The organism is Cyanobium sp. Tous-M-B4, from assembly GCF_024345395.1.
In the GTDB taxonomy this organism is placed as follows: domain Bacteria; phylum Cyanobacteriota; class Cyanobacteriia; order PCC-6307; family Cyanobiaceae; genus Cyanobium_A.
The window spans coordinates 21,098-37,992 of sequence record NZ_JAGQBA010000001.1 but is presented as its reverse complement, the minus strand read 5'-3'; the positions used below and the strand labels follow the sequence as shown (position 1 = coordinate 37,992).

At 65.6% G+C, this 16,895-nt stretch carries 20 protein-coding genes; 11 read left to right on the top strand and 9 right to left on the bottom strand.

From position 1 onward, the window contains the following. Positions 1-52 precede the first annotated feature (52 nt). Positions 53-2,992 (top strand): alpha-mannosidase, encoded by a 2,940-nt coding sequence (locus KBY73_RS00240; RefSeq protein WP_254935131.1) that lies wholly within the window; start codon positions 53-55, stop codon positions 2,990-2,992. 10 nt (positions 2,993-3,002) lie between these two features. On the opposite strand, the gene psbN is transcribed toward KBY73_RS00240, so the two are convergent. Then, positions 3,003-3,155, bottom strand: coding sequence for a photosystem II reaction center protein PsbN (gene psbN / locus KBY73_RS00235; protein WP_106632281.1), 153 nt, complete (start codon positions 3,153-3,155; stop codon positions 3,003-3,005). Positions 3,156-3,277: 122 nt separating this feature from the next. On the opposite strand from psbN, the gene psbH reads away from it, so the two are divergent. The 4 genes from psbH to KBY73_RS00215 are packed head-to-tail and all read left to right on the top strand — an operon-like array spanning position 3,278 to position 4,649. After that, positions 3,278-3,478, top strand: a complete 201-nt coding sequence (gene psbH / locus KBY73_RS00230; protein ID WP_094559148.1) for a photosystem II reaction center phosphoprotein PsbH — start codon at positions 3,278-3,280, stop codon at positions 3,476-3,478. After that, positions 3,478-3,774 carry a TatA/E family twin arginine-targeting protein translocase gene (locus KBY73_RS00225; RefSeq protein ID WP_254935130.1) on the top strand — a complete coding sequence of 99 codons (297 nt, stop codon included), beginning with the start codon at positions 3,478-3,480 and terminating at the stop codon, positions 3,772-3,774. The genes psbH and KBY73_RS00225 overlap by 1 nt, the downstream gene beginning before the upstream one ends. Next, on the top strand, positions 3,758-4,387 hold the full coding sequence (gene pth / locus KBY73_RS00220) for an aminoacyl-tRNA hydrolase (RefSeq protein WP_254935129.1): 630 nt from the start codon (positions 3,758-3,760) through the stop codon (positions 4,385-4,387). The genes KBY73_RS00225 and pth overlap by 17 nt, the downstream gene beginning before the upstream one ends. A 4-nt stretch (positions 4,388-4,391) precedes the next feature. Further along, positions 4,392-4,649: a DUF3146 family protein gene (locus KBY73_RS00215; RefSeq protein ID WP_254935128.1), complete on the top strand. Its 258-nt coding sequence runs from the start codon at positions 4,392-4,394 to the stop codon at positions 4,647-4,649. 6 nt (positions 4,650-4,655) lie between these two features. Here the strand turns inward: KBY73_RS00215 and KBY73_RS00210 are convergent, their stop codons facing one another. The 3 genes from KBY73_RS00210 to ntcA are packed head-to-tail and all read right to left on the bottom strand — an operon-like array spanning position 4,656 to position 7,109. Further along, entirely contained in the window at positions 4,656-5,120 is a 465-nt protein-coding gene (locus KBY73_RS00210) for a resolvase (RefSeq protein WP_254935127.1), read from the bottom strand. Beyond that, positions 5,117-6,334 carry a DUF3084 domain-containing protein gene (locus tag KBY73_RS00205; RefSeq protein WP_254935126.1) on the bottom strand — a complete coding sequence of 406 codons (1,218 nt, stop codon included), beginning with the start codon at positions 6,332-6,334 and terminating at the stop codon, positions 5,117-5,119. The genes KBY73_RS00210 and KBY73_RS00205 overlap by 4 nt, the downstream gene beginning before the upstream one ends. Positions 6,335-6,368: 34 nt before the next feature. Beyond that, on the bottom strand, positions 6,369-7,109 hold the full coding sequence (ntcA, locus tag KBY73_RS00200; protein WP_106632287.1) for a global nitrogen regulator NtcA: 741 nt from the start codon (positions 7,107-7,109) through the stop codon (positions 6,369-6,371). Between the two features lie 241 nt (positions 7,110-7,350). Between ntcA and KBY73_RS00195 the strand changes: the two genes are divergently transcribed. Together KBY73_RS00195 and dcd are read left to right on the top strand one after the other, a co-directional pair. Beyond that, complete coding sequence (locus tag KBY73_RS00195) at positions 7,351-7,968, top strand: cob(I)yrinic acid a,c-diamide adenosyltransferase (RefSeq protein ID WP_254935125.1); 618 nt, start codon at positions 7,351-7,353, stop codon at positions 7,966-7,968. Then, positions 7,968-8,561: a dCTP deaminase gene (dcd, locus tag KBY73_RS00190; RefSeq protein ID WP_254935124.1), complete on the top strand. Its 594-nt coding sequence runs from the start codon at positions 7,968-7,970 to the stop codon at positions 8,559-8,561. Before KBY73_RS00195 ends, dcd begins: the two co-directional genes overlap by 1 nt. A gap of 27 nt (positions 8,562-8,588) precedes the next feature. Here dcd and thyX read toward each other — a convergent pair whose 3' ends face one another. Continuing rightward, positions 8,589-9,314, bottom strand: coding sequence for an FAD-dependent thymidylate synthase (thyX, locus tag KBY73_RS00185; protein ID WP_254935123.1), 726 nt, complete (start codon positions 9,312-9,314; stop codon positions 8,589-8,591). Positions 9,315-9,322: 8 nt separating this feature from the next. After that, the gene (locus KBY73_RS00180) at positions 9,323-9,895 is read right to left on the bottom strand and encodes a thioredoxin domain-containing protein (RefSeq protein WP_254935122.1); all 573 of its coding nucleotides are present in this window, start codon (positions 9,893-9,895) and stop codon (positions 9,323-9,325) included. A gap of 70 nt (positions 9,896-9,965) precedes the next feature. Between KBY73_RS00180 and KBY73_RS00175 the strand changes: the two genes are divergently transcribed. Both KBY73_RS00175 and KBY73_RS00170 read left to right on the top strand, forming a co-directional pair. Continuing rightward, entirely contained in the window at positions 9,966-10,379 is a 414-nt protein-coding gene (locus KBY73_RS00175; RefSeq protein WP_254935121.1) for an NIL domain-containing protein, read from the top strand. Continuing rightward, on the top strand, positions 10,379-10,852 hold the full coding sequence (locus tag KBY73_RS00170) for a hypothetical protein (RefSeq protein WP_106632293.1): 474 nt from the start codon (positions 10,379-10,381) through the stop codon (positions 10,850-10,852). The genes KBY73_RS00175 and KBY73_RS00170 overlap by 1 nt, the downstream gene beginning before the upstream one ends. Here KBY73_RS00170 and KBY73_RS00165 read toward each other — a convergent pair. After that, a complete protein-coding gene (locus tag KBY73_RS00165) occupies positions 10,849-12,843 on the bottom strand; it encodes a lytic transglycosylase domain-containing protein (RefSeq protein WP_254935120.1) in 1,995 nt (664 codons plus the stop codon). The genes KBY73_RS00170 and KBY73_RS00165 overlap by 4 nt on opposite strands. A 55-nt stretch (positions 12,844-12,898) precedes the next feature. Here KBY73_RS00165 and KBY73_RS00160 point away from each other — a divergent pair, with 55 nt between their 5' ends. Both KBY73_RS00160 and glmM read left to right on the top strand, forming a co-directional pair. Further along, the gene (locus KBY73_RS00160) at positions 12,899-13,114 is read left to right on the top strand and encodes a hypothetical protein (RefSeq protein ID WP_106632295.1); all 216 of its coding nucleotides are present in this window, start codon (positions 12,899-12,901) and stop codon (positions 13,112-13,114) included. A 97-nt stretch (positions 13,115-13,211) separates the two neighbouring features. Beyond that, the gene (glmM, locus tag KBY73_RS00155; protein ID WP_254935119.1) at positions 13,212-14,615 is read left to right on the top strand and encodes a phosphoglucosamine mutase; all 1,404 of its coding nucleotides are present in this window, start codon (positions 13,212-13,214) and stop codon (positions 14,613-14,615) included. Here the strand turns inward: glmM and KBY73_RS00150 are convergent. Together KBY73_RS00150 and KBY73_RS00145 are read right to left on the bottom strand one after the other, a co-directional pair. After that, a complete protein-coding gene (locus KBY73_RS00150; protein ID WP_254935118.1) occupies positions 14,602-15,579 on the bottom strand; it encodes a BadF/BadG/BcrA/BcrD ATPase family protein in 978 nt (325 codons plus the stop codon). The two genes, glmM and KBY73_RS00150, sit on opposite strands and share 14 nt — an antisense overlap. Further along, a complete protein-coding gene (locus tag KBY73_RS00145; protein ID WP_254935589.1) occupies positions 15,572-16,891 on the bottom strand; it encodes an IctB family putative bicarbonate transporter in 1,320 nt (439 codons plus the stop codon). The genes KBY73_RS00150 and KBY73_RS00145 overlap by 8 nt, the downstream gene beginning before the upstream one ends. Between the last annotated feature and the right edge of the window lie 4 nt (positions 16,892-16,895).

Genomic DNA, 16,895 nt, shown 5'->3' with positions numbered 1-16,895 from the left:
TCGACCCCGCAGCTGCGGGATCATCCTATGGGACTCGGCTTGCCATCCAACGATGCCTGAGGCCTCAGGACTAGGGCAGACCCCACGGATTGAAACGATTCAGTCACGTTTGCGGCCAACCCATTCGCGCTTGGATCTCCAACCACTCTGGCGCTGCGTGCAGGCGGGAGGGCGGTTTGGCCCAGCCATTGACGATCCTTGGGGCCAGCAATGTCGTCCGGATTGGGCAGCTCGGGGGTTGGTGATTTGGCCGCGGGGTGGCCAGTGGCGGGAGCTACGGCTGCGGCTGGTTTGCCCGGAGACCTGGCTGCAGCTGCACCAGCCGGAGCCCGTTGCCCAGGCCCGGCTGGTGCTGCGCTGGTGGGCCGACCAGGTGGAGCTACGGGTTGATGGTGTGAGGGTGCATGGCGGCGACCTGTTCGACACCGCTTGCCGCTGGTTGCTGCCCGAGCGCTGGTGGCAGGGGGAGGCCCTGGAGCTGGAGTTACGCCTGCGCAGCCCCGTGCACGACGACGGTGCTCTGATCGAGAGCCGTCTTGAGCTCGAGCCCCTGGATCCAGCCGATCCGGTGGATTTGTTGGCTGAAACCAAGGCTGAGCTTGCCCAGCTGCGCAGCGGCGAACCGCCGACAGGTCGGTTTCATGTGTTGGGCCATGCCCACCTCGATCTGGCCTGGCTCTGGCCGGTGGCCGACACCTGGCAAGCGGCCGAGCGCACCTTCACCTCTGCCCTTGATCTGATCGAGCGCTTCGAGGAGTTGCATTTCGGCCACTCCACACCGGCCCTATACGCCTGGCTGCAGCAACACCGGCCGGCCCTGTTCGCCCGTCTGCAGCGCGCGGTGGCAGCCGGTCGCTTTGAGCCGATCAACGGCCCCTGGGTGGAGAGCGACTGCGTGCTGATCAGCAGCTCCTCCCTGCTGCGCCAGTTTCAGCTGGGCCAGCAATTCAGCGCCGCCAGCTTCCCGGAGCTGGAGCACTATTTGGCCTGGTTGCCCGACAGCTTTGGCTTCGCCAGCGGCCTGCCGGCCGTGGCTGGCAGCACCGGCGTGCGTTGGTTTTGCACCCACAAAATGGCCTGGAACGCCACCAATCCCTTCCCCCACCGGCTGTTTCGCTGGCGCAGTCGCTGCGGTTCCGAGCTGCTGGCCCTGATCAACGCCCCGATCGGCACCGATGGCGACCCCGTGGCGATGGAGCGATATCGCTTGGCTTGGCAAGGCGCGACCGGGGTTGAATCGGCCCTGTGGCTGCCCGGAGTGGGCGACCACGGTGGTGGCCCCAGCGCCGAAATGCTCGAGCAGCTGCGGCTCTGGCAGCAGCAAGCTGAGGCTGCTCCCCAGCATCACGGCAGCTTGCGGGGTTATTTGGCTGCCCTCGAGCCGCTGGCGCTCCGGCTGCCGGTGTGGCGCGACGAGCTTTACCTGGAGCTGCATCGCGGCTGCGCCACCTCGCGCCCTGATCAGAAGCGCCACAACCGCACGCTCGAGCGGCTGCTGCGGGAGGCTGAGCTGGCCCAGTCCCTAGCCGGCGAGCCGGAAACGGTCGACTGGCGAACGCTGCTTTTTCAGCAGTTTCACGACATTTTGCCCGGCACCTCGATTCCGGAGGTGTTCGAGCAGGCCGAGCCCCAGTGGCGGGCAGCGCGCCGCAGCGCCTGCCTGCAACGGGATCGGGCTCTGCAGGCCTGGCTAGGAGCTGATGGCGGTGAAGATGACGGTGTGGGTGTGGGTTGGTGGGTAGCCCAGCTCCAGCCCCTGCCTCCGCGGGCCCGCAGTCTGCGGGTGCCTTTGGGCAGCTGGAGTTGTGGCGGCGTCACGCTGCCGGCCCAGCCGGCCCGGGCTGGCGGCCAGTGGCTGCAGCTGCCGCCCTTGGCGGGAGTGGCCGCCCTGCCCCTGGAGCGAACGGATGCAGTGGCCGCCTCTCAGGCAGCTCAGGTTGAGGCAGCTCAGGTTGAAGCGCCGGTGTGGCGAGAGGGCTGGCGCTGCGGCAACGGTTTGGTGAGTTTTGAGCTGGGGCCGCGGGGCCTCGAGCAGCTGTGGGATAGCCAAGATCAGCCCCAGTTGGCAGGACCGCTGGCCTGGCGGCGTTTTGCCGATCGCGGTGAGTTTTGGGATGCCTGGGACATCGCCACGGGCTACCGGGACCATCCGCTGGCCTGGCAGTGGCAGGGCGAGCCGAGCTGGCTGGAGCAGGGCGAGCTGTGCACCAGTTTTGTGTGGCGGGGCCAGTGCGGGGCCAGTGCGGTGCGGCTGGAGGGGCGCTTACTAGCCAATACCCCCTGGCTCGAGCTTGTGCTCAGCGTTGACTGGCGCCAGCGCCATGAGCTGCTGCGCCTGGAGATCCCCTTGGCCCAGCCGGCCCTGCGCTGGGCGGCGGATACCTCCGGTGGCGTGCTGGAACGGCCAGCCCAGCCGGTCACTGACCGCGAGCAGGCCCGCTGGGAGCTGCCAGCGATCAGCTGGATCGCTTCTGTGGCTGTCGACGGCGGCTTGGCGGTGCTGCTCGATGGGCCCCAGGGGGTGTCGGCTAGTTCGGAGCAGTTGGGTGTGTCGCTGCTGCGGGCGCCTACTTGGCCAGATCCTGGCGCTGATAACGGCCTGCAGCGCTTGCGGTTGGCCCTGGCGCCCTGCCCAGCAGGCTGGTGCCGGGCCCAGGTGCCCAAGCAGGCGGTGGCCTTCAGGGAACCGCTATGGCTGCGGCCGGCGGCGGCCCAGGGCCGGCCTAAACGACATCAGGCCCTGCCTCCCCTGGACGAGGGGCTGTTGCTACTGGGCTGCCGGCCGCTAGGGGCGTCGGGGGACGTGGTGCTCACCGTGCAGAACTGTTCCCCTTGCCGCCGTTACCTGGAGGTGGGAGAGAGCTGGCAGCTGCTGGAGCGACTCGATGGCCTTGATCAGCCCTTGGTTTCCCAAAGAAAGATTGCCGAAGATCCCTGGCGGCTGGCGCCGTGGAGCTTGGGATTTTGGCGATTGCGCCCCTATTTGGCCTAGCGCTTAGCGCTCAGTCGTCGTGGTCGTCAAAGGGGTCGGTGAGGCCCTTGGAGGGCGGCCCGAAGGCTTGATACACCCCAAAACCGGTGAGCGAAAGCAGCACCGCCAGCACGGCGAGGGCCACAGAAAGGGCCGGGGAGCTGGTGGTGGCGGTGGGGTCCATGGAGGCGGAAGGGGGATGCAGGTGACGGGTTGCGTCACAACTCTCGACGGACCGCCGCAACGCGGTACGCGAGGCCCTTACAGTACTTAAAGCGAATCCATGCCCGAGAGGCTGCAGCAGACATGGCCCAACGCACCCGCCTCGGAGACATCCTGCGGCCACTCAATTCTGAGTACGGCAAGGTCGTTCCCGGTTGGGGCACCACGCCCGTGATGGGCATTTTTATGGTGCTCTTCCTGGTGTTTCTGCTAATCATTCTTCAGCTGTACAACAAGTCCTTGCTGCTCGAGGGCATCACGGTCAACTGGAACGGCCTCGGCTGATGAACGTGTTTGGCATTGGCCTGCCTGAGCTGGCGGTAATTGCCGCCATCGGGCTGCTGGTGTTCGGGCCAAAGCGGCTGCCGGAGCTTGGTAAAACCCTGGGGCGCACCTTGAAGGGTTTTCAATCCGCTTCCTCCGAGTTCGAAAAGGAGCTGCGCACGGCGATCACCACCGCCGAACCTGTCGCGGCTGAGCTGCCGGTTGCAGTTTCTGCAACTGAGCTTGTTTCAGCTGATGCCTCTGGGGCTGATGCTCCAGAGCTCATTGAGCAGCCTCTCGATGGTCCCGCGGCCTGAGTTGTCGTTGCAGTTGGTGGTGGGCCTGGGTAACCCGGGAGCCAAGTACGCAGGTACTCGCCACAACGTGGGCTTTATGGCCCTTGAGCGTCTAGTCGATTGCGCTGGCGGCGTCTCTTTTCGGCAGCAGCCAAAGCTTCAGGGCTTGGTGGCTGAGGTGGGTTCAGGGCCTGCCCGGCTGCGGCTATTGATGCCCCAGACCTTTATGAATGAAAGTGGTCGCTCGATCCGCGCAGCCCTTGACTGGTTTGGTTTCGAGCCTGCCCAGTTGCTGGTGCTGGTGGATGACATGGATCTACCCCTCGGCAAGTTGAGGCTGCGGGCTACGGGCAGTGCCGGGGGGCATAACGGCCTGCGCAGCACCATCAGCCACCTAGGTACCCAGGACTTTCCGCGGCTTCGTATTGGTATTGGCGCCCCCGCCCAAGATCCCGGCGAGCGCCGCGCCCGCACCGTTGGCCATGTGCTCGGACGCTTCACGCTTGCCGAGCAGCCCCTGCTCGAGGAGGTGCTGCGCGAGGTGGAGGCAGGTATTGGCCTGATTCAGCGCCTCGGCCTGGAGCGGGCTGGCAACCGACTCAACAGTTTTCAGCCCCAGGGCACGGCAGCCTGAGCCGATGGCACGCCTTCCCTCCACCACTGCCCAGTTGCGGGTGCTGCATCAGAGCTTCAGCCAGAGGGTGCTGGAGGGGGAGGTGAGTGCGGGCGGCTACCAATGGAGTTTCCGCTGGGCCTTTGACCGCGGTGAACTCAGCGTTGAGCCTTCATTGGGCAGAGCTCTGATCCAGGACGCTCTGCTGCGTTATCTGCTCAAGGTCGACTACCAGCTCGAGCCTGGCGGTGACTACGTCTTCACGGTTCGGGCCCGTTTTTAAACCGATTTAGTCTGCGGCGACCGGCTGCGGCCATTGCCTCAGCACCTCCTGGTTGCTGCGCTGCAGGGTCATCCCGCAATAGCGCTCAATCAGCAGCTGGGCGACCACATCGTCGATATCGCGGGGGGGCAAGCGCAAGCCCGCCGGCAGCAGTCGCCTCCAGCCCCTAGGGGGCCACAGCTGCCAGTAGCGCTCGCGGGCCGCCAGGGTGCTGCCGCTCTCATCCACCACAGCTAGCGCCAGCCGCTGCTGGCCAAGCCGGCTGCGCCAGTCTTGGCTGCCGGTGCCATTGCCGAGCACAACCTGATCAAGCCCCACTTGCTGCCAGCTTTTGAGCAGGGCGAGGCAGGCTTGCGGGGGCAGGATTGCAGCCTGCCGGATCTGGCCAAGGGCAGGATCAGCAAGCACTAGACCGCATTTGCTGCGCCCGGGATCTAGGCCTGCCACCAGGCCCGCCGCAGCGCGCGTCATGGGCGGCGAGGGCCTGGCCCAGATTGGGATGGAGATGGGGCTGTCAACCAGCGCAATTCCACCGCAATTGGGTCGGCGGTGCTGGCGTTATTGATGGCGAGTGCTTCTAGTAGGGCAACCTGGCCTGGCTGGCGCTCGCTCAGCTCCCGGGCCAGATTTTTAAAGCTGGCCGCATCGAACTGCAGCCCTTCCACCAACGTGCCCTGGCGCTGGGCTCGGGCATAGGCAGCGGCCAGCAGCAGGTTGAGTCGCCGCGAAACCGGCTCCAGGGCTGTGAGGTCGCCCTCGATCGTGGTGCTGGCCAGCACTTCGCCGGCCTTAACTACTGGGCGGTTGGGGCGTAGGTCTGGGAAGGCAAGCACCTGGCGCTCGCCCCGTAGCACGTTGGCTGCCGAGAGAATGCTCACCACCCAGCTGCCGGGCTTGGCGAGCAGGCCTTCCAGCTTGCTGATGTCATTTTTGGGTACCAGCAGGATCTGGCGATCGGGGGGCTGGCCGGGCAGCACCCGCCTGAAGGCGTTGAGATTGGCCTGCTGCAGCAAGGCGGTGATCACATCCTTGGCCTGCTCGGGGCGCTCAAGGGTCACCTTGGCGCTGGCCAGGGTCTGACCGCTGCTGAGCACCACGTCTCCGCGGCGCAGAGCAATCAGGTTGCTCTCCAGGTCTTTAAGTTCTTGGGCTCCGGCGCTAATCCGGCGGCGCACCTGGGCTAGTTCCGCTTCGGTGCGGCGGATTTCCGCATCCCGCCCCTTCACCTCCTCGCTGAGACGGCTGCGCTCCAGCTCCAGCCGGTTGCGCTGGGCTAAAAGTGGCGCCAGCTCTTGGCGCAATTTGCTGGCGCGGGCTTGGGCCTGCTCAAAGCGCGCCTGAGCCTCGCGTTTGCCCTGTTCAGCCCTCGCCACCTCCAGGCGGCTGCTAGCTAGTTGGCTATTGCTGCGGCTCAGTTGGCTGCGGCTGGTTTGCAGCCGTTGCTCCAGTCGATCGAGTTCAAACAGGCCCGTGCGCAGCCGCTCGCTCACTAAGAGCATCAGGCCGAGGGAGATGGCACTGATCAGGCTGCCTGTGAGCACCGTGATCAACACGGCGGTGCGGCGGGGCCGCATCCCCAACAGGCTCAAGCGCGCCTTGCCCACCAGGCTGCCGAGTCGGTCGCCCAGGGTGGAGAGCACCCCCCCTAGGGCGAGCAGAGCGAGGATCAGCAGCCAGCCCGTCACATACGTCCGCGAAGGGCCCCAGTATCTCTGGCGTTCAGCTGAAGCGCTTGGCTAGGGCGATTGGATCAAACACAGTGATCTTTTTGCGGTCGATCTGAACCAGCCCGTCGTTGCGCAGGTCGCCCAGCAGGCGAGTGATTGTGACCCGGGTGGAGCCAATCGCTTCGGCAATCGCCTGGTGGGACAGGCGCAGATCAATCGTGATCCCTTCCGAGCTGGGAACGCCGAAATCGCGACACAGCACCAGCAGGAAGCTCACCAGCCGCGAGCTCATGTCGCGGTGGGTGAGGGTTTCGATCATCGTTTCGGTCTGCAGTATTCGCGAAGACAGGCCCTGCAGCAGCAGCAAGCCCACGCTGGCGTCCTGCTCGATCGCCCGGCGCACGGAGGTGGCTGGTGCGGTCACCATCTCGACCCTGGTGAAGGCCACAGCGTGATAAAAGCGGTCGGAGCGCTGGCCGGTAAGCAGCGACAGCACACCAAACAGACTGTTCTCACGCAACAGGGCCACGGTGATCTCCTCGCCGGATTCATATACCCGCGACAGCCGGACCGCTCCGCGCCGCAGCAGGTAGACCCTCTCGGCTGGATCGCCGGGAAAAAAAATCGTCTTGCCCCGTTCGATCGTCTCAACACTGCTGCCGGCCAGGCCCCGGATCACTTCCAACAGGGTGGGGTTGCCCTGGCCGGCGCTGCCCATGCCTGCCACCACGCCAGGGGCACCCGTCGATGGGGTGTTGGCGGTACGGCTAAATCCGTGGGTAGCGCCAACCATCAAGGTCTGGGCAAGTGCCGGGACCCTAAGGATCACCCGGGGGGCGGCTTGTAGCAATACACACGGTTTCAGACGACACCGCCGGCGCCCCCTGCGCACCAGTACGTATGTTTCCGCTAGGGATGGTGTCGTTTGCTTGTGAAGCGGCCCGATCCCGCTACATTCAGCTTCGCGGGGCCATGGGCTGCTCGCGGCTCCCCAGGTCTGTTTTCGATTTTCCAGGTTTTTATTCAGGTTGTTCATGACCGCGAGCTTGCCCGTCTCAGGCCTCACCTCCTCCTCTGGAGCTGGTTTTCCGGCGGTACAGCACCAACCTCAGCGCTCTGGTCATCGCCCTTTGGCTGTGGCAGCTGCGCCGGCATTGCGGCTAGTGGCCCAGTCGGAGGGCTTGCTGCAAATCCATACGGCGCCATTCCGCGGCAGTTTCGGTGCCGTGCTCAGCCAGGCCCTGCGTAGTGCCGGTTTGGGCAGCCGGGTGCTGGTTACTCAGTTTCTTAAGGGTGGCGTAGATCAGGGCCTCGGCAGCAGCGTCTGGCTGTGTGGGCGACTGCAATGGCTGCGGCCCGGTGTGCCTGCCTGTCTGTCAGAGCCAGCTGCCCACCAGGAGCTTGAGTTGTTGGAGGCGGTGCGCCAGGTGTGGGCCTTCAGCCGCGAGCAGCTGCTCAGTGGTGCGGTGGATCTGATGGTGCTCGATGAGCTGGGCTTGGCTGTGGAGCTGGGCTACATCGAGCAGGCTGAAGTGCTGGCAACCTTGGAGCGCCGTCCAGCCCATTTAGATGTCATTTTGACGGGGCCAGCCATGACTCCTGAGTTGATGGCCATGGCTGATCAGGTCACCCAGTTGCGCCGAGGCCTCTGATGCTGAAGAACGACCGCTGGATCAACGAGCAGGCTGCGGCAGGTTTGTTGCAGCCGTTTCAGTCGAGCCTGGTGCGCCACCTCGATCCCGAGACGACGGGCTCGCCGGTGCTCAGCTACGGCTGCTCTTCCTATGGCTACGACTTGCGGTTGTCGGCTAAGGAATTTTTGATCTTTCGGCATGTGCCTGGCACCGTGATGAACCCCAAGCGGTTCAATCCGGCCAACCTCGAACCCGCTCCCCTGCACGATGACGAGGATGGATCTTATTTTATCTTGCCAGCCCATTCCTATGGCTTGGGAGTGGCACTGGAGAAGATGAAGGTGCCATCAAATATCACGGTGATCTGCCTGGGTAAGAGCACATACGCCCGGCTAGGTATCATTGTTAATACGACGCCAGCGGAAGCCGGCTGGGAGGGTCACCTCACCCTGGAGTTCAGTAATTCTTCGGGTGCTGACTGCCGCATTTATGCAAATGAGGGAATTTGTCAGCTGCTCTTTTTTGAGGGCGATCCCTGCGAAACCACCTATCAAGATCGGGCCGGTAAATATCAGCACCAGCCCGAACGGGTTACGTTGGCGCGAATTTAAGCCGCCAGTTAATTATGTGCTTCTGCCCTATGGGGCGAGCCTGGCTTTATGCAAGCGGCTCTTTTCATACCAGTCAGCAAATTGGGGTGTCCAAGCCTGCAGGTGGGGCCACATCAATTCACAAAGTTCGCGAATTTCGAGCTGGGCGTCGAGCTTGGCCCGCAGGTCAAGGAAGTGCAGAAATGCTCGCAAGGTGAAGCTCACCACGAAGTGCTGGCGGTAGTCGAAGGGCAGGATGCCGCGGGCGTGCTCCTCGGCGAAGCCAGCCGCCAAAAGGTCGCGGTAACGAGACGCCGCAGCACTGCAGAGCTCTAGATCTACGCAGCGCTGCTCTTCGGTGTAGGCGTATTTTTTGCCTTGCCGGTCGCTATAGCTACCCGAGGGCCTTAGATAGAACACCTCCTCCAGTTCCAGTTCACCATTGGCGGCCTTGCAGATGCGATCGCCGGTGTAGCGCATCGATTGCACGTCAAAGCTCACCCCCACTCGGTGGGTACGCGCCTGCTGCATCACCGAGTGGGGAAACCAGCCAACGTTGAGCACGATTTGGGCATGTTCTAAGGGGCCGTAGTGACCGCGCTCGCCGGCGAGAAGTCGTTTGATGCAGATTTCCCCTGCCTTGCTCTCCTCGGGCCAGCTGCTGGGATCTGCTGCCACAAAGCCCTCGCTGTAGTCCTGATGCATTCCCGCATAAACGCACTGCTGGGGGTTAGGCGTGGCGGCGATCAGGTCAACGCGGAAACGGGAATCCATGGCGGGCGTCAACCGTGGCTGCGGGGTCCGGCCATCGTGGCAGTACTGGGCTCCGCTGCCGCAACTTCGCCAGCGGGTTGGCTCAGGTTGCTGACGGCCCCCACTCCGGCGAGGGGCGGCAGGGGTTCGCCGGCGATCAGGGCGCTGCTGAGGGCGCGCAATTCGTTGAGGCTGCGAGCGCCAATCGAGCGGCCCACCGCTTCACCGGCAGCGTTGAACAGCTCTAGTTGGGGAATGCCGTTGACGTCGTAGCGCTCCAGCTCCGGCTGCCAGCGCGGATTGTCAACGTTGAGCAGCACCACATCGAGCTGGCCGCGGTGTTGGGCTTCGATCGTTTCCATCGCCGGAGCCATGGTGCGGCAGGCGTCGCACCAGTCGGCGTAGAACTCCACCAGCGTTGGCTTGCCATTGCGCAAGGCCACGGGTAGATCCAGGGATTGGCGCGCCAAGCGCTCCAGGGGAGCCTCCGGATTCAGTCCGCCGCGGAACCACAGCAGGCCCGCTGCCAGTAGGGCCGCCAGCACAACTAGCAGCAGCCGTTCGCTTGGCCCCAGGCCGGAATTCGGGGTGGAGTTGGTCATGCCTGCACTTTGCCAGTGCTTGCTAGCGTTTTGCGGAGGTAAGCGTGCTGTTCCCGCGAACCGGATCCTCGTGAAACGGCGCCTCACCCTGCACTTTCCCCGCGAAGCGGTGCATCAGCCGATCACCTACCGGCTTGCGGTGGATTTCGATATCGCCGCCAAGATCCTGCGCGCCCAGATTTCCCCCAACCAGAGCGGCACCATGGTGGTGGAGCTCTCCGGTGACATCGACGAACTGACGGCGGCGGAGGCCTGGTTAGAAAGTCAGGGACTCGGCCTCAACCGGGCGCCTGGTCAGATAGATGTCGACCGCAGTCTCTGTGTCGACTGCGGCCTCTGCTCGAGCGTTTGCCCCAGCGGTGCCCTCAGCTTGAGCCAGCCGGCTTGGCAGCTGCAATTCGATGCGCAACGCTGCTTGGTGTGCGAACAGTGCATTCCGAGTTGCCCTCTGGATGCGATTTCCCTGGTGCTGGCTCCCCCGTGATGGCGATGTTGCGTCTGCTGTTGCTGCCCTTGCGGGCGCCGATGCTGCTGGTGCTGGTGGTGATATCCGTTTACGAGGGGTTGCAGTGGAGCCAGCCCCTCGAGGGTGCGGCAGCGTCGGGGATGGGGCAGTTATCCAGCTTGTTCTGGTCACTTGACTGTCTCCACGCCTTGCTGGTGGTGGTGGTGTGCACCATGCCCGACCTGCTGCTGCAGCGGATTTCCAATTTGATGGCCGCCAGTCGGGTGATGAGCCTGGTGATCAGCCTGTTGATCGTCACGGTTGGTGGCCTCTATCTGCTCCACCTGAAAGTGCTTACCAATGTGCTGATCCTTGGCACCACTGTGTTGTTGGCACGCCTCGATCTAGCCCGGATTCGGGTGGCACCCCCGCCGGTGCTCCTGGCAGGGGTGCTGGGGGTGCTGGTGTTGTCAGGGGCATGGGTGGGCCGTTGGCTGGCCAGCGGTGGCTAGCAGCTAGCCATCGGCCTCTGCTGAAAGCTCCAAAGGTTGCCGAGCACTTTTTTGACGTAGAGCCTGGTTTCCGGATAGGGGATGGCCTCTATCCATAGCTCCGGTGCCTGTTGCAATTGGGGCGTCACCCAGCCAGCGGTGGCACCGGGGCCGGCGTTGTAGCTGGCAGCCATCAGCACGGGGTTGCCCTGCCACTGGCCCAGCAGTTGCTTTAGGTAGAGCGCGCCTAGTTGGGCATTGCGGGCTGGGTCGGTGAGGGCATCGCCTGTCAGGGGTGTGCCGGCCAGTTCGGCGGCGGTGGCTGGCATCAGTTGCAGCAAGCCGACGGCACCGGCGCCGGAGCTCACCCCCGGGCTGAAGCGCGATTCCTGTTTGGCTACGGCTGCCAGCAGGGTTGCCGGCACCGCGGCGGTTGCGCCAGCCTGCTCGAGCTCCGCCACGAAGCTGGCGGTTTGCAGGTCGCGCTCAAGCTGTTGGGCCAGGGCGCAGTTTCCATTCAGCGGTAGGCGCAGGCTGGCTTGCTCGAGTTGGCCGAGTCCCATCCAGTGGTCTCCCACGGCCCGGCGTAGCCGGCCTTCCGTAATCAGCTCCTGGGGACTAGTGGGGGGAGAACTCCGCCCCGTGCGCCAGTGCTCCCAGGCTTCCAGGGGTTGGCCCAGGCGCCAGAGCCGGTCGATCTGCCAGTCGCCGCTGCCTAGGGGGTGCCATTGGGGTTGCACAAGGGCTGGGCTGCTGCGGGGATCGAGGCTGAGATCGCCGCGGCCTAGGCGCACCGCCGCCCGCCAGCCGTAGTAGCCGCCGGGATGCTGTTTGTTCAGATCACTCCAGGTGCGTTCTGCTTTGGCGGTGGCGCCTTGCTGCTTCTGGCTGAAACCCAGCCAGAAGCGCTGGCGTCCCACCAGCCCCACCGGCAATTCGCGACCGATCGGCGCACTCAGCAGCGTTGTGGCCGTTGCCCATTGGCGCTTGAGCAGGGCCTGACGGGCTTGCTGCCACTGCAGTTCCCAGCTGGCTGGATTGTTGGGCCAGCGCTGCAGCACCGCCAGCGTCGCGCCGATGTCGCCACTCTCCATCGCCCGCCGCGCCCGCACCGGGGCCGTGTCTTGCAGGGCAGAGGGCAGCCCCTTCAAGGCCTGGAGAGCCCTGGACCCGGGCTGTTCGCTCAGCAGGGCTGCGGCCTCGCTGGCCTGGCTGGAGCGCGGCGCGGCTTTGGCCAGTTGCAGCAGCAGACTTTCCGCCTGGGCCTGCTGCTCGCTGCCGCCAGCGAGCAGGGCCCGGCTGAGGGCTAGCTGGGTTTCTGGGCTCGGCTGACTGCCCTTGAGGCAGCTAAGGGCGGCGGCCGAGTCGCCTAGCTGGGCCAGGCCCCTGGCTAATTGGTCCCGCTGGCTAGGGGTAGCTGCTGCGACCGTGCTCAGGCAGGCCTGGCGCAAGCGTGGCCCCGCACCGGGCCAGCGCACACCGTGCCCGGCCAGGTGCAGGGCTGCCTGGAGGCGATCTGCGTCGCTCGGGCCCGCCTCCACGGCGGCCGCTAGGGCCGCGGGATGGGCAGGGAAGCGGCTGCGTAGTTTCTGCCGCAGCTGGGGCTGCTGCCGGCCCAAGGCATAAAGCCCATCGGCTGAGGCGGGCGTGTCGGGGAAGCGCCGCACAAGCTGCTGCCAGCGTTGCTGGGCGGCTGCCTGATCACCCAGGGCTTCGGCGGCCAGGGCATCGCGTTTGAGCACCAGGGCTGCTAGCTCATCGCCACCCCAGCCCTGGCCGCGCAGCAACCGGCGCTCGCCGACTAGGTCGCCTTTTGCCTGGCGCGGCAGCAGCAGCAAGCTGGCCTCCCGCCGCCGCTCCGGATCGGGCGAGAACCGCCGCAGGCGCTCCAGGGTTGGGGTGGGTGTGCTGGGGTCTGTCGCGGGAATCAGGGTCAGCAGGGCACTGCCGCCCACCAAGGCGGCGCCGCTGCCCAAGCAGGTGAGGGCCAGCAGCAGGGGGAGGCGAGCCAAGGGCAATAGCGGCGCAGCTTCGGCATTCTGGTGAGGTGTGAATCCCACTTAGCTGGTGCGCCTGCCCTCCCTACCCCCCTATCTCTCCACCTTGCCTGGGGCTGAGCAGCGGTTGCGGGCCCTGCGGGTGCTGGCGGTATCGGGACTGGTGCTGCTGCTGCGCCCCTTTTGGCCATTGAGCTGGCTGCCCGGCTGGGTTGTTGGTGCGCTGCTGCTCTGGACGATTGGCGAACTGGTGCTCTGGATCTGGTGGCCCCGCCGCTGGCGCTGAAAGGGATCCGGCCCCTACCTGGCCCAGGCCAGCCATGGTGGAGCGCTTTGCAGCAGCCCACGTAACCTGAGCACCACTGAGGCATCTGCTGCTGCCCATGGCCGATCTGGCTCCCCATCCCGTTGGCCTGCCCCTGCGGGGTGTGGCCGGTTTCGGAACCGATGGCATCCGCGGTCGGGTGGGAACCCAGGTGAGCCCGGCTTTGGCTTTGCAGGTTGGCTTCTGGTGCGGCCAGGTGTTACCCCAGGGAGCGCCGGTGCTCATCGGCATGGATTCCCGCAGCAGTGGCCCGATGCTGGTGGCGGCGCTTACCGCCGGGCTCACGGCTGCAGGTAGGGAGGTATGGACCCTGGGCCTTTGCCCTACGCCAGCGATTCCTGGCGCCATTCGCCGTCTTGGCGCGGCTGGAGGTCTGATGGTGTCCGCTAGCCACAACCCCCCTGAAGACAACGGCATCAAGGTGTTTGGGGCCTCCGGCGCCAAGCTGAGCCGCGGCCAGCAGCAGGCGATCGAGGCTGGGCTGCAGGGGGTTGGGGCTGGCCCGGCAATAGGTGCTTCCGGCGGCTTCTTGGGCACAGGAGTTGTGCACGACCGCCCCGATTTACTGGCTGACTACCAGCGGTCCTTGGTGGCGAGCGTCATGGGTCGGCGCCTAGAAGGTTGCAAGATTGTGCTGGACCTCTGTTGGGGCTCGGCTTCTGCCTGTGGAGAGGCGGTGTTTCGGGCCTTAGGCGCTGAACTCACCGTGTTGCACGGCAAGCCGGATGGAACGCGCATCAACGTGGACTGCGGCAGCACCCACCTTGAGCCGCTCAGGCGCACGGTGCTGGAGAGCGGAGCCAGCATGGGTTTTGGTTTCGATGGCGATGCAGATCGGATGCTGGCGGTGGATGGCCGGGGCCGGGTCGTGGATGGTGACCAGATCCTTTATCTCTGGGGATCGTCTCTGCTTGATGCGGGTCAGTTACCGGCCAATCGCATCGTTGCCACGGTGATGTCCAACCTCGGCTTTGAGCGTGCCTGGCAGGCCAAGGGAGGGGTGCTTGAGCGCACCGCCGTTGGTGATCAATACGTCCACCAGGCGATGGAGCAGATGGGCGCTGGCCTGGGTGGCGAGCAGTCGGGCCATATTTTGTCGGCCCGCCATGGCATGAGTGGCGATGGGCTGCTCACCGCTTTGCAGGTGGCCACGCTGTTGCACCGCAGTGGCCAATCACTGGCCGACTGGATGGACAGCAGTTTCAAGCCCTACCCCCAGACCCTGGTGAATGTGACGGTGCCAGACCGACAACGGCGCCAGCAGTGGCAAGCCTGCGAGCCGCTGCGGCTCGCCGTGGAGCAGGCGGAGATTGCGATGGAGGGACAGGGCCGGGTGCTGGTGCGCGCCAGTGGCACCGAACCGCTGCTGCGGGTGATGGTGGAGGCCGCCGATCAGCAGCTGGTGGACCACTGGTCAAGCCAGCTGGCCGCCGCAGCGGAGCAGCACCTCAACGCCGCCTAGCTTCCAAGCATTCTCGAGCCAGGCTTAGGGCTCCGCAGCAGGCATCTGCGGCGGGTATCTGCAGTTGGGCGCCTGGGCAGCACTCCTCAAGGCAGGCCTCTAGCCGGCGGCGCAGCAAGGCAAGGTGCTCCAGAGCTCCGCCCATGGGCCATACCGGCGGGGCACTTAGCTTCAGCCGTGTGCAGATGGTGGTTGCCATTAATGCCAGGGCCTGGGCGGAGCGCTCCACAACGGCGGCGGCGCCGGCATCACCCTCGCTGGCGGCGACCGCCACCAGCGGTGCCAGGCGGGCAAAGCCCGCGGCCCCGAAGCCAGGCTCTACTACCAAAGCTTTGATGGCCTGAGCGGCCTGGGGGTCGTCTGCGCTCACATTCAGTCCAGCCCAGATCCGGGCTCGCAGGGGCGAATCGGGCTGGCGTCCATCCGCCATCGCCAAGCTGAGGGCTAGGCCATCGCGGCCGATGTCCGTGGCCGAGCCAGCCCCATCGAGCAGCCAGCCCCAGCCGGAGCAGCGGTGTTCCTGGCCTGCCGGATTGCGTCCAACGGCGATGGTGCCCGTGCCGCTGATGATCAGGATGCCTGCGCCGCCTTGGTGGTTGCCCATGGCTCCGCGCAGGGCAGTGCGCTCATCTCCCGTGACTACTAGGCGCTCAAGGGGTAGTTGCAGGGCCTCGGCCGCCAGTTGCCGGCCCAGCTCCTGGACGGAGCTGCCCACTTCGATGCCACTGGCGCCAATGCCGGCGGCTAGCAGGGGCGTGCCGGTGTGCGGCAGGTGTAGGCGCGCCTGCGCCAGGCTGACTTGAAGGGCCTGGCGGAAGCGGGCGGGGCCGTCGGCTGCGGCCAGATGGCACACTCCAGGCCCCTGGCCTTCACCTAGCAGCTCACCACTGCAGGCATCGCTGAGGCGACAGCTGGTGTGGGTTTGGCCGGCGTCGAAGCCGGCAATCAGGCTTGGCTCAGCCACGACCTTCGGCGCGGCTAGCTCCGGCCGCCAGGGTGGCGATGCAAAACCAGCCGCTCAGTTGCACCTCCGGCCGGAAAAAGATCGTGTCGGTGAGTCCCTGCACCGTGAGCCCAACAATTACGGCGATCGCCGCCAGCGCGGGCAGGCTGAAGCAGCTATCACTGCGCCAGAGGCTGGTGGCGCTGCGCAGGCTGGCCAGCAGCAGTCCGATCCCGGCCAGCAAGCCGGGAATGCCGGCTTCTACCGCCAGCTCCAGGGGGATGGAGTAGGCGCTGAGCGCATTGAACTTAGGTTGCTGAAACAGCGGATAGATCTGGTTAAAAGCGTCGTTGCCGGGGCCGATACCAAGCCAAGGGCGGGCCTGGACCATATCCAGTGCAGCAAGCCAGACGTTGATGCGGAAGTTGTTGGAGCTGTCTTGCCGGCCGGCCACCAGGCTCATCACCCGCACCCGCAGCGGCTCCACCTGGGTAACCAGCACCACGAGCAGGGCGGCGCCGCCTAGCAGCAGCAGCAGGGGAAACAGACGACGCCAGAGCAGGGGCCAGGCCCGGGTGGCGCGCACGGCTAGCAGCAGCAAGATCACGGCCGCCTCGGCCACCAAGCCCATCCAGGCGCCGCGGCTGAAGGTGAGTACCAGGGCGGCGACGCCAAGCACCAGGGCAGTGAGGGCAAAGAGCTTGCGGGCTCGGCCCGGCCAGCGCAGCAGGGCCACGAGGGCGAGGGGCAGCACCGGCAGCAGGTACCCCGCCAGCAGGTTGGGGTTTTCGAGGGTGCTGTAGATGCGCACCGTGCCATCGGCCACGGAGTTGGGGTCAGCCCAGCGGGCTAGTTCGCCGCTATCTCCGTAGAGCTGGCGGATGCCGATCACGCAGGTGACCAGGTTTCCAGCCAGCAGCGCCGCCACGATCCGGTCCCACCAGACCGGAGCCAGGGTCAGCAGTTGGCGCATCAGGGCATAGACGCCCAGGTAGCTCACAAGCTTGACCAGCCCCTTGGCGGCGGCCAGGGGCACCGGTGAGAAACCTGTGGCCAGCAGGGCGATGGCCAGAATCCCCAGAATCCAGCGGTCGATCTCCACCAGCGGTCCAGGGGTAGTGGTCAGGGCCAGCAGTAGCCATAGGAGGCCACTGGCCAGCACCAGCAGGCTGAGGCCGCTGCGGGTTACCAGGGGCAGGCCAGCCATCAGGGCGCAGAGCACCAGGCCGGCTATCAGGCTTAGCTGACGCCCCAGGGGACCACTGTCAGCGCGCTGAACGCAGCCCTGCCAGCGCAGCAAAATTGGCATTGAGGGCGCGCTCAAGGGGTGCAGCCTG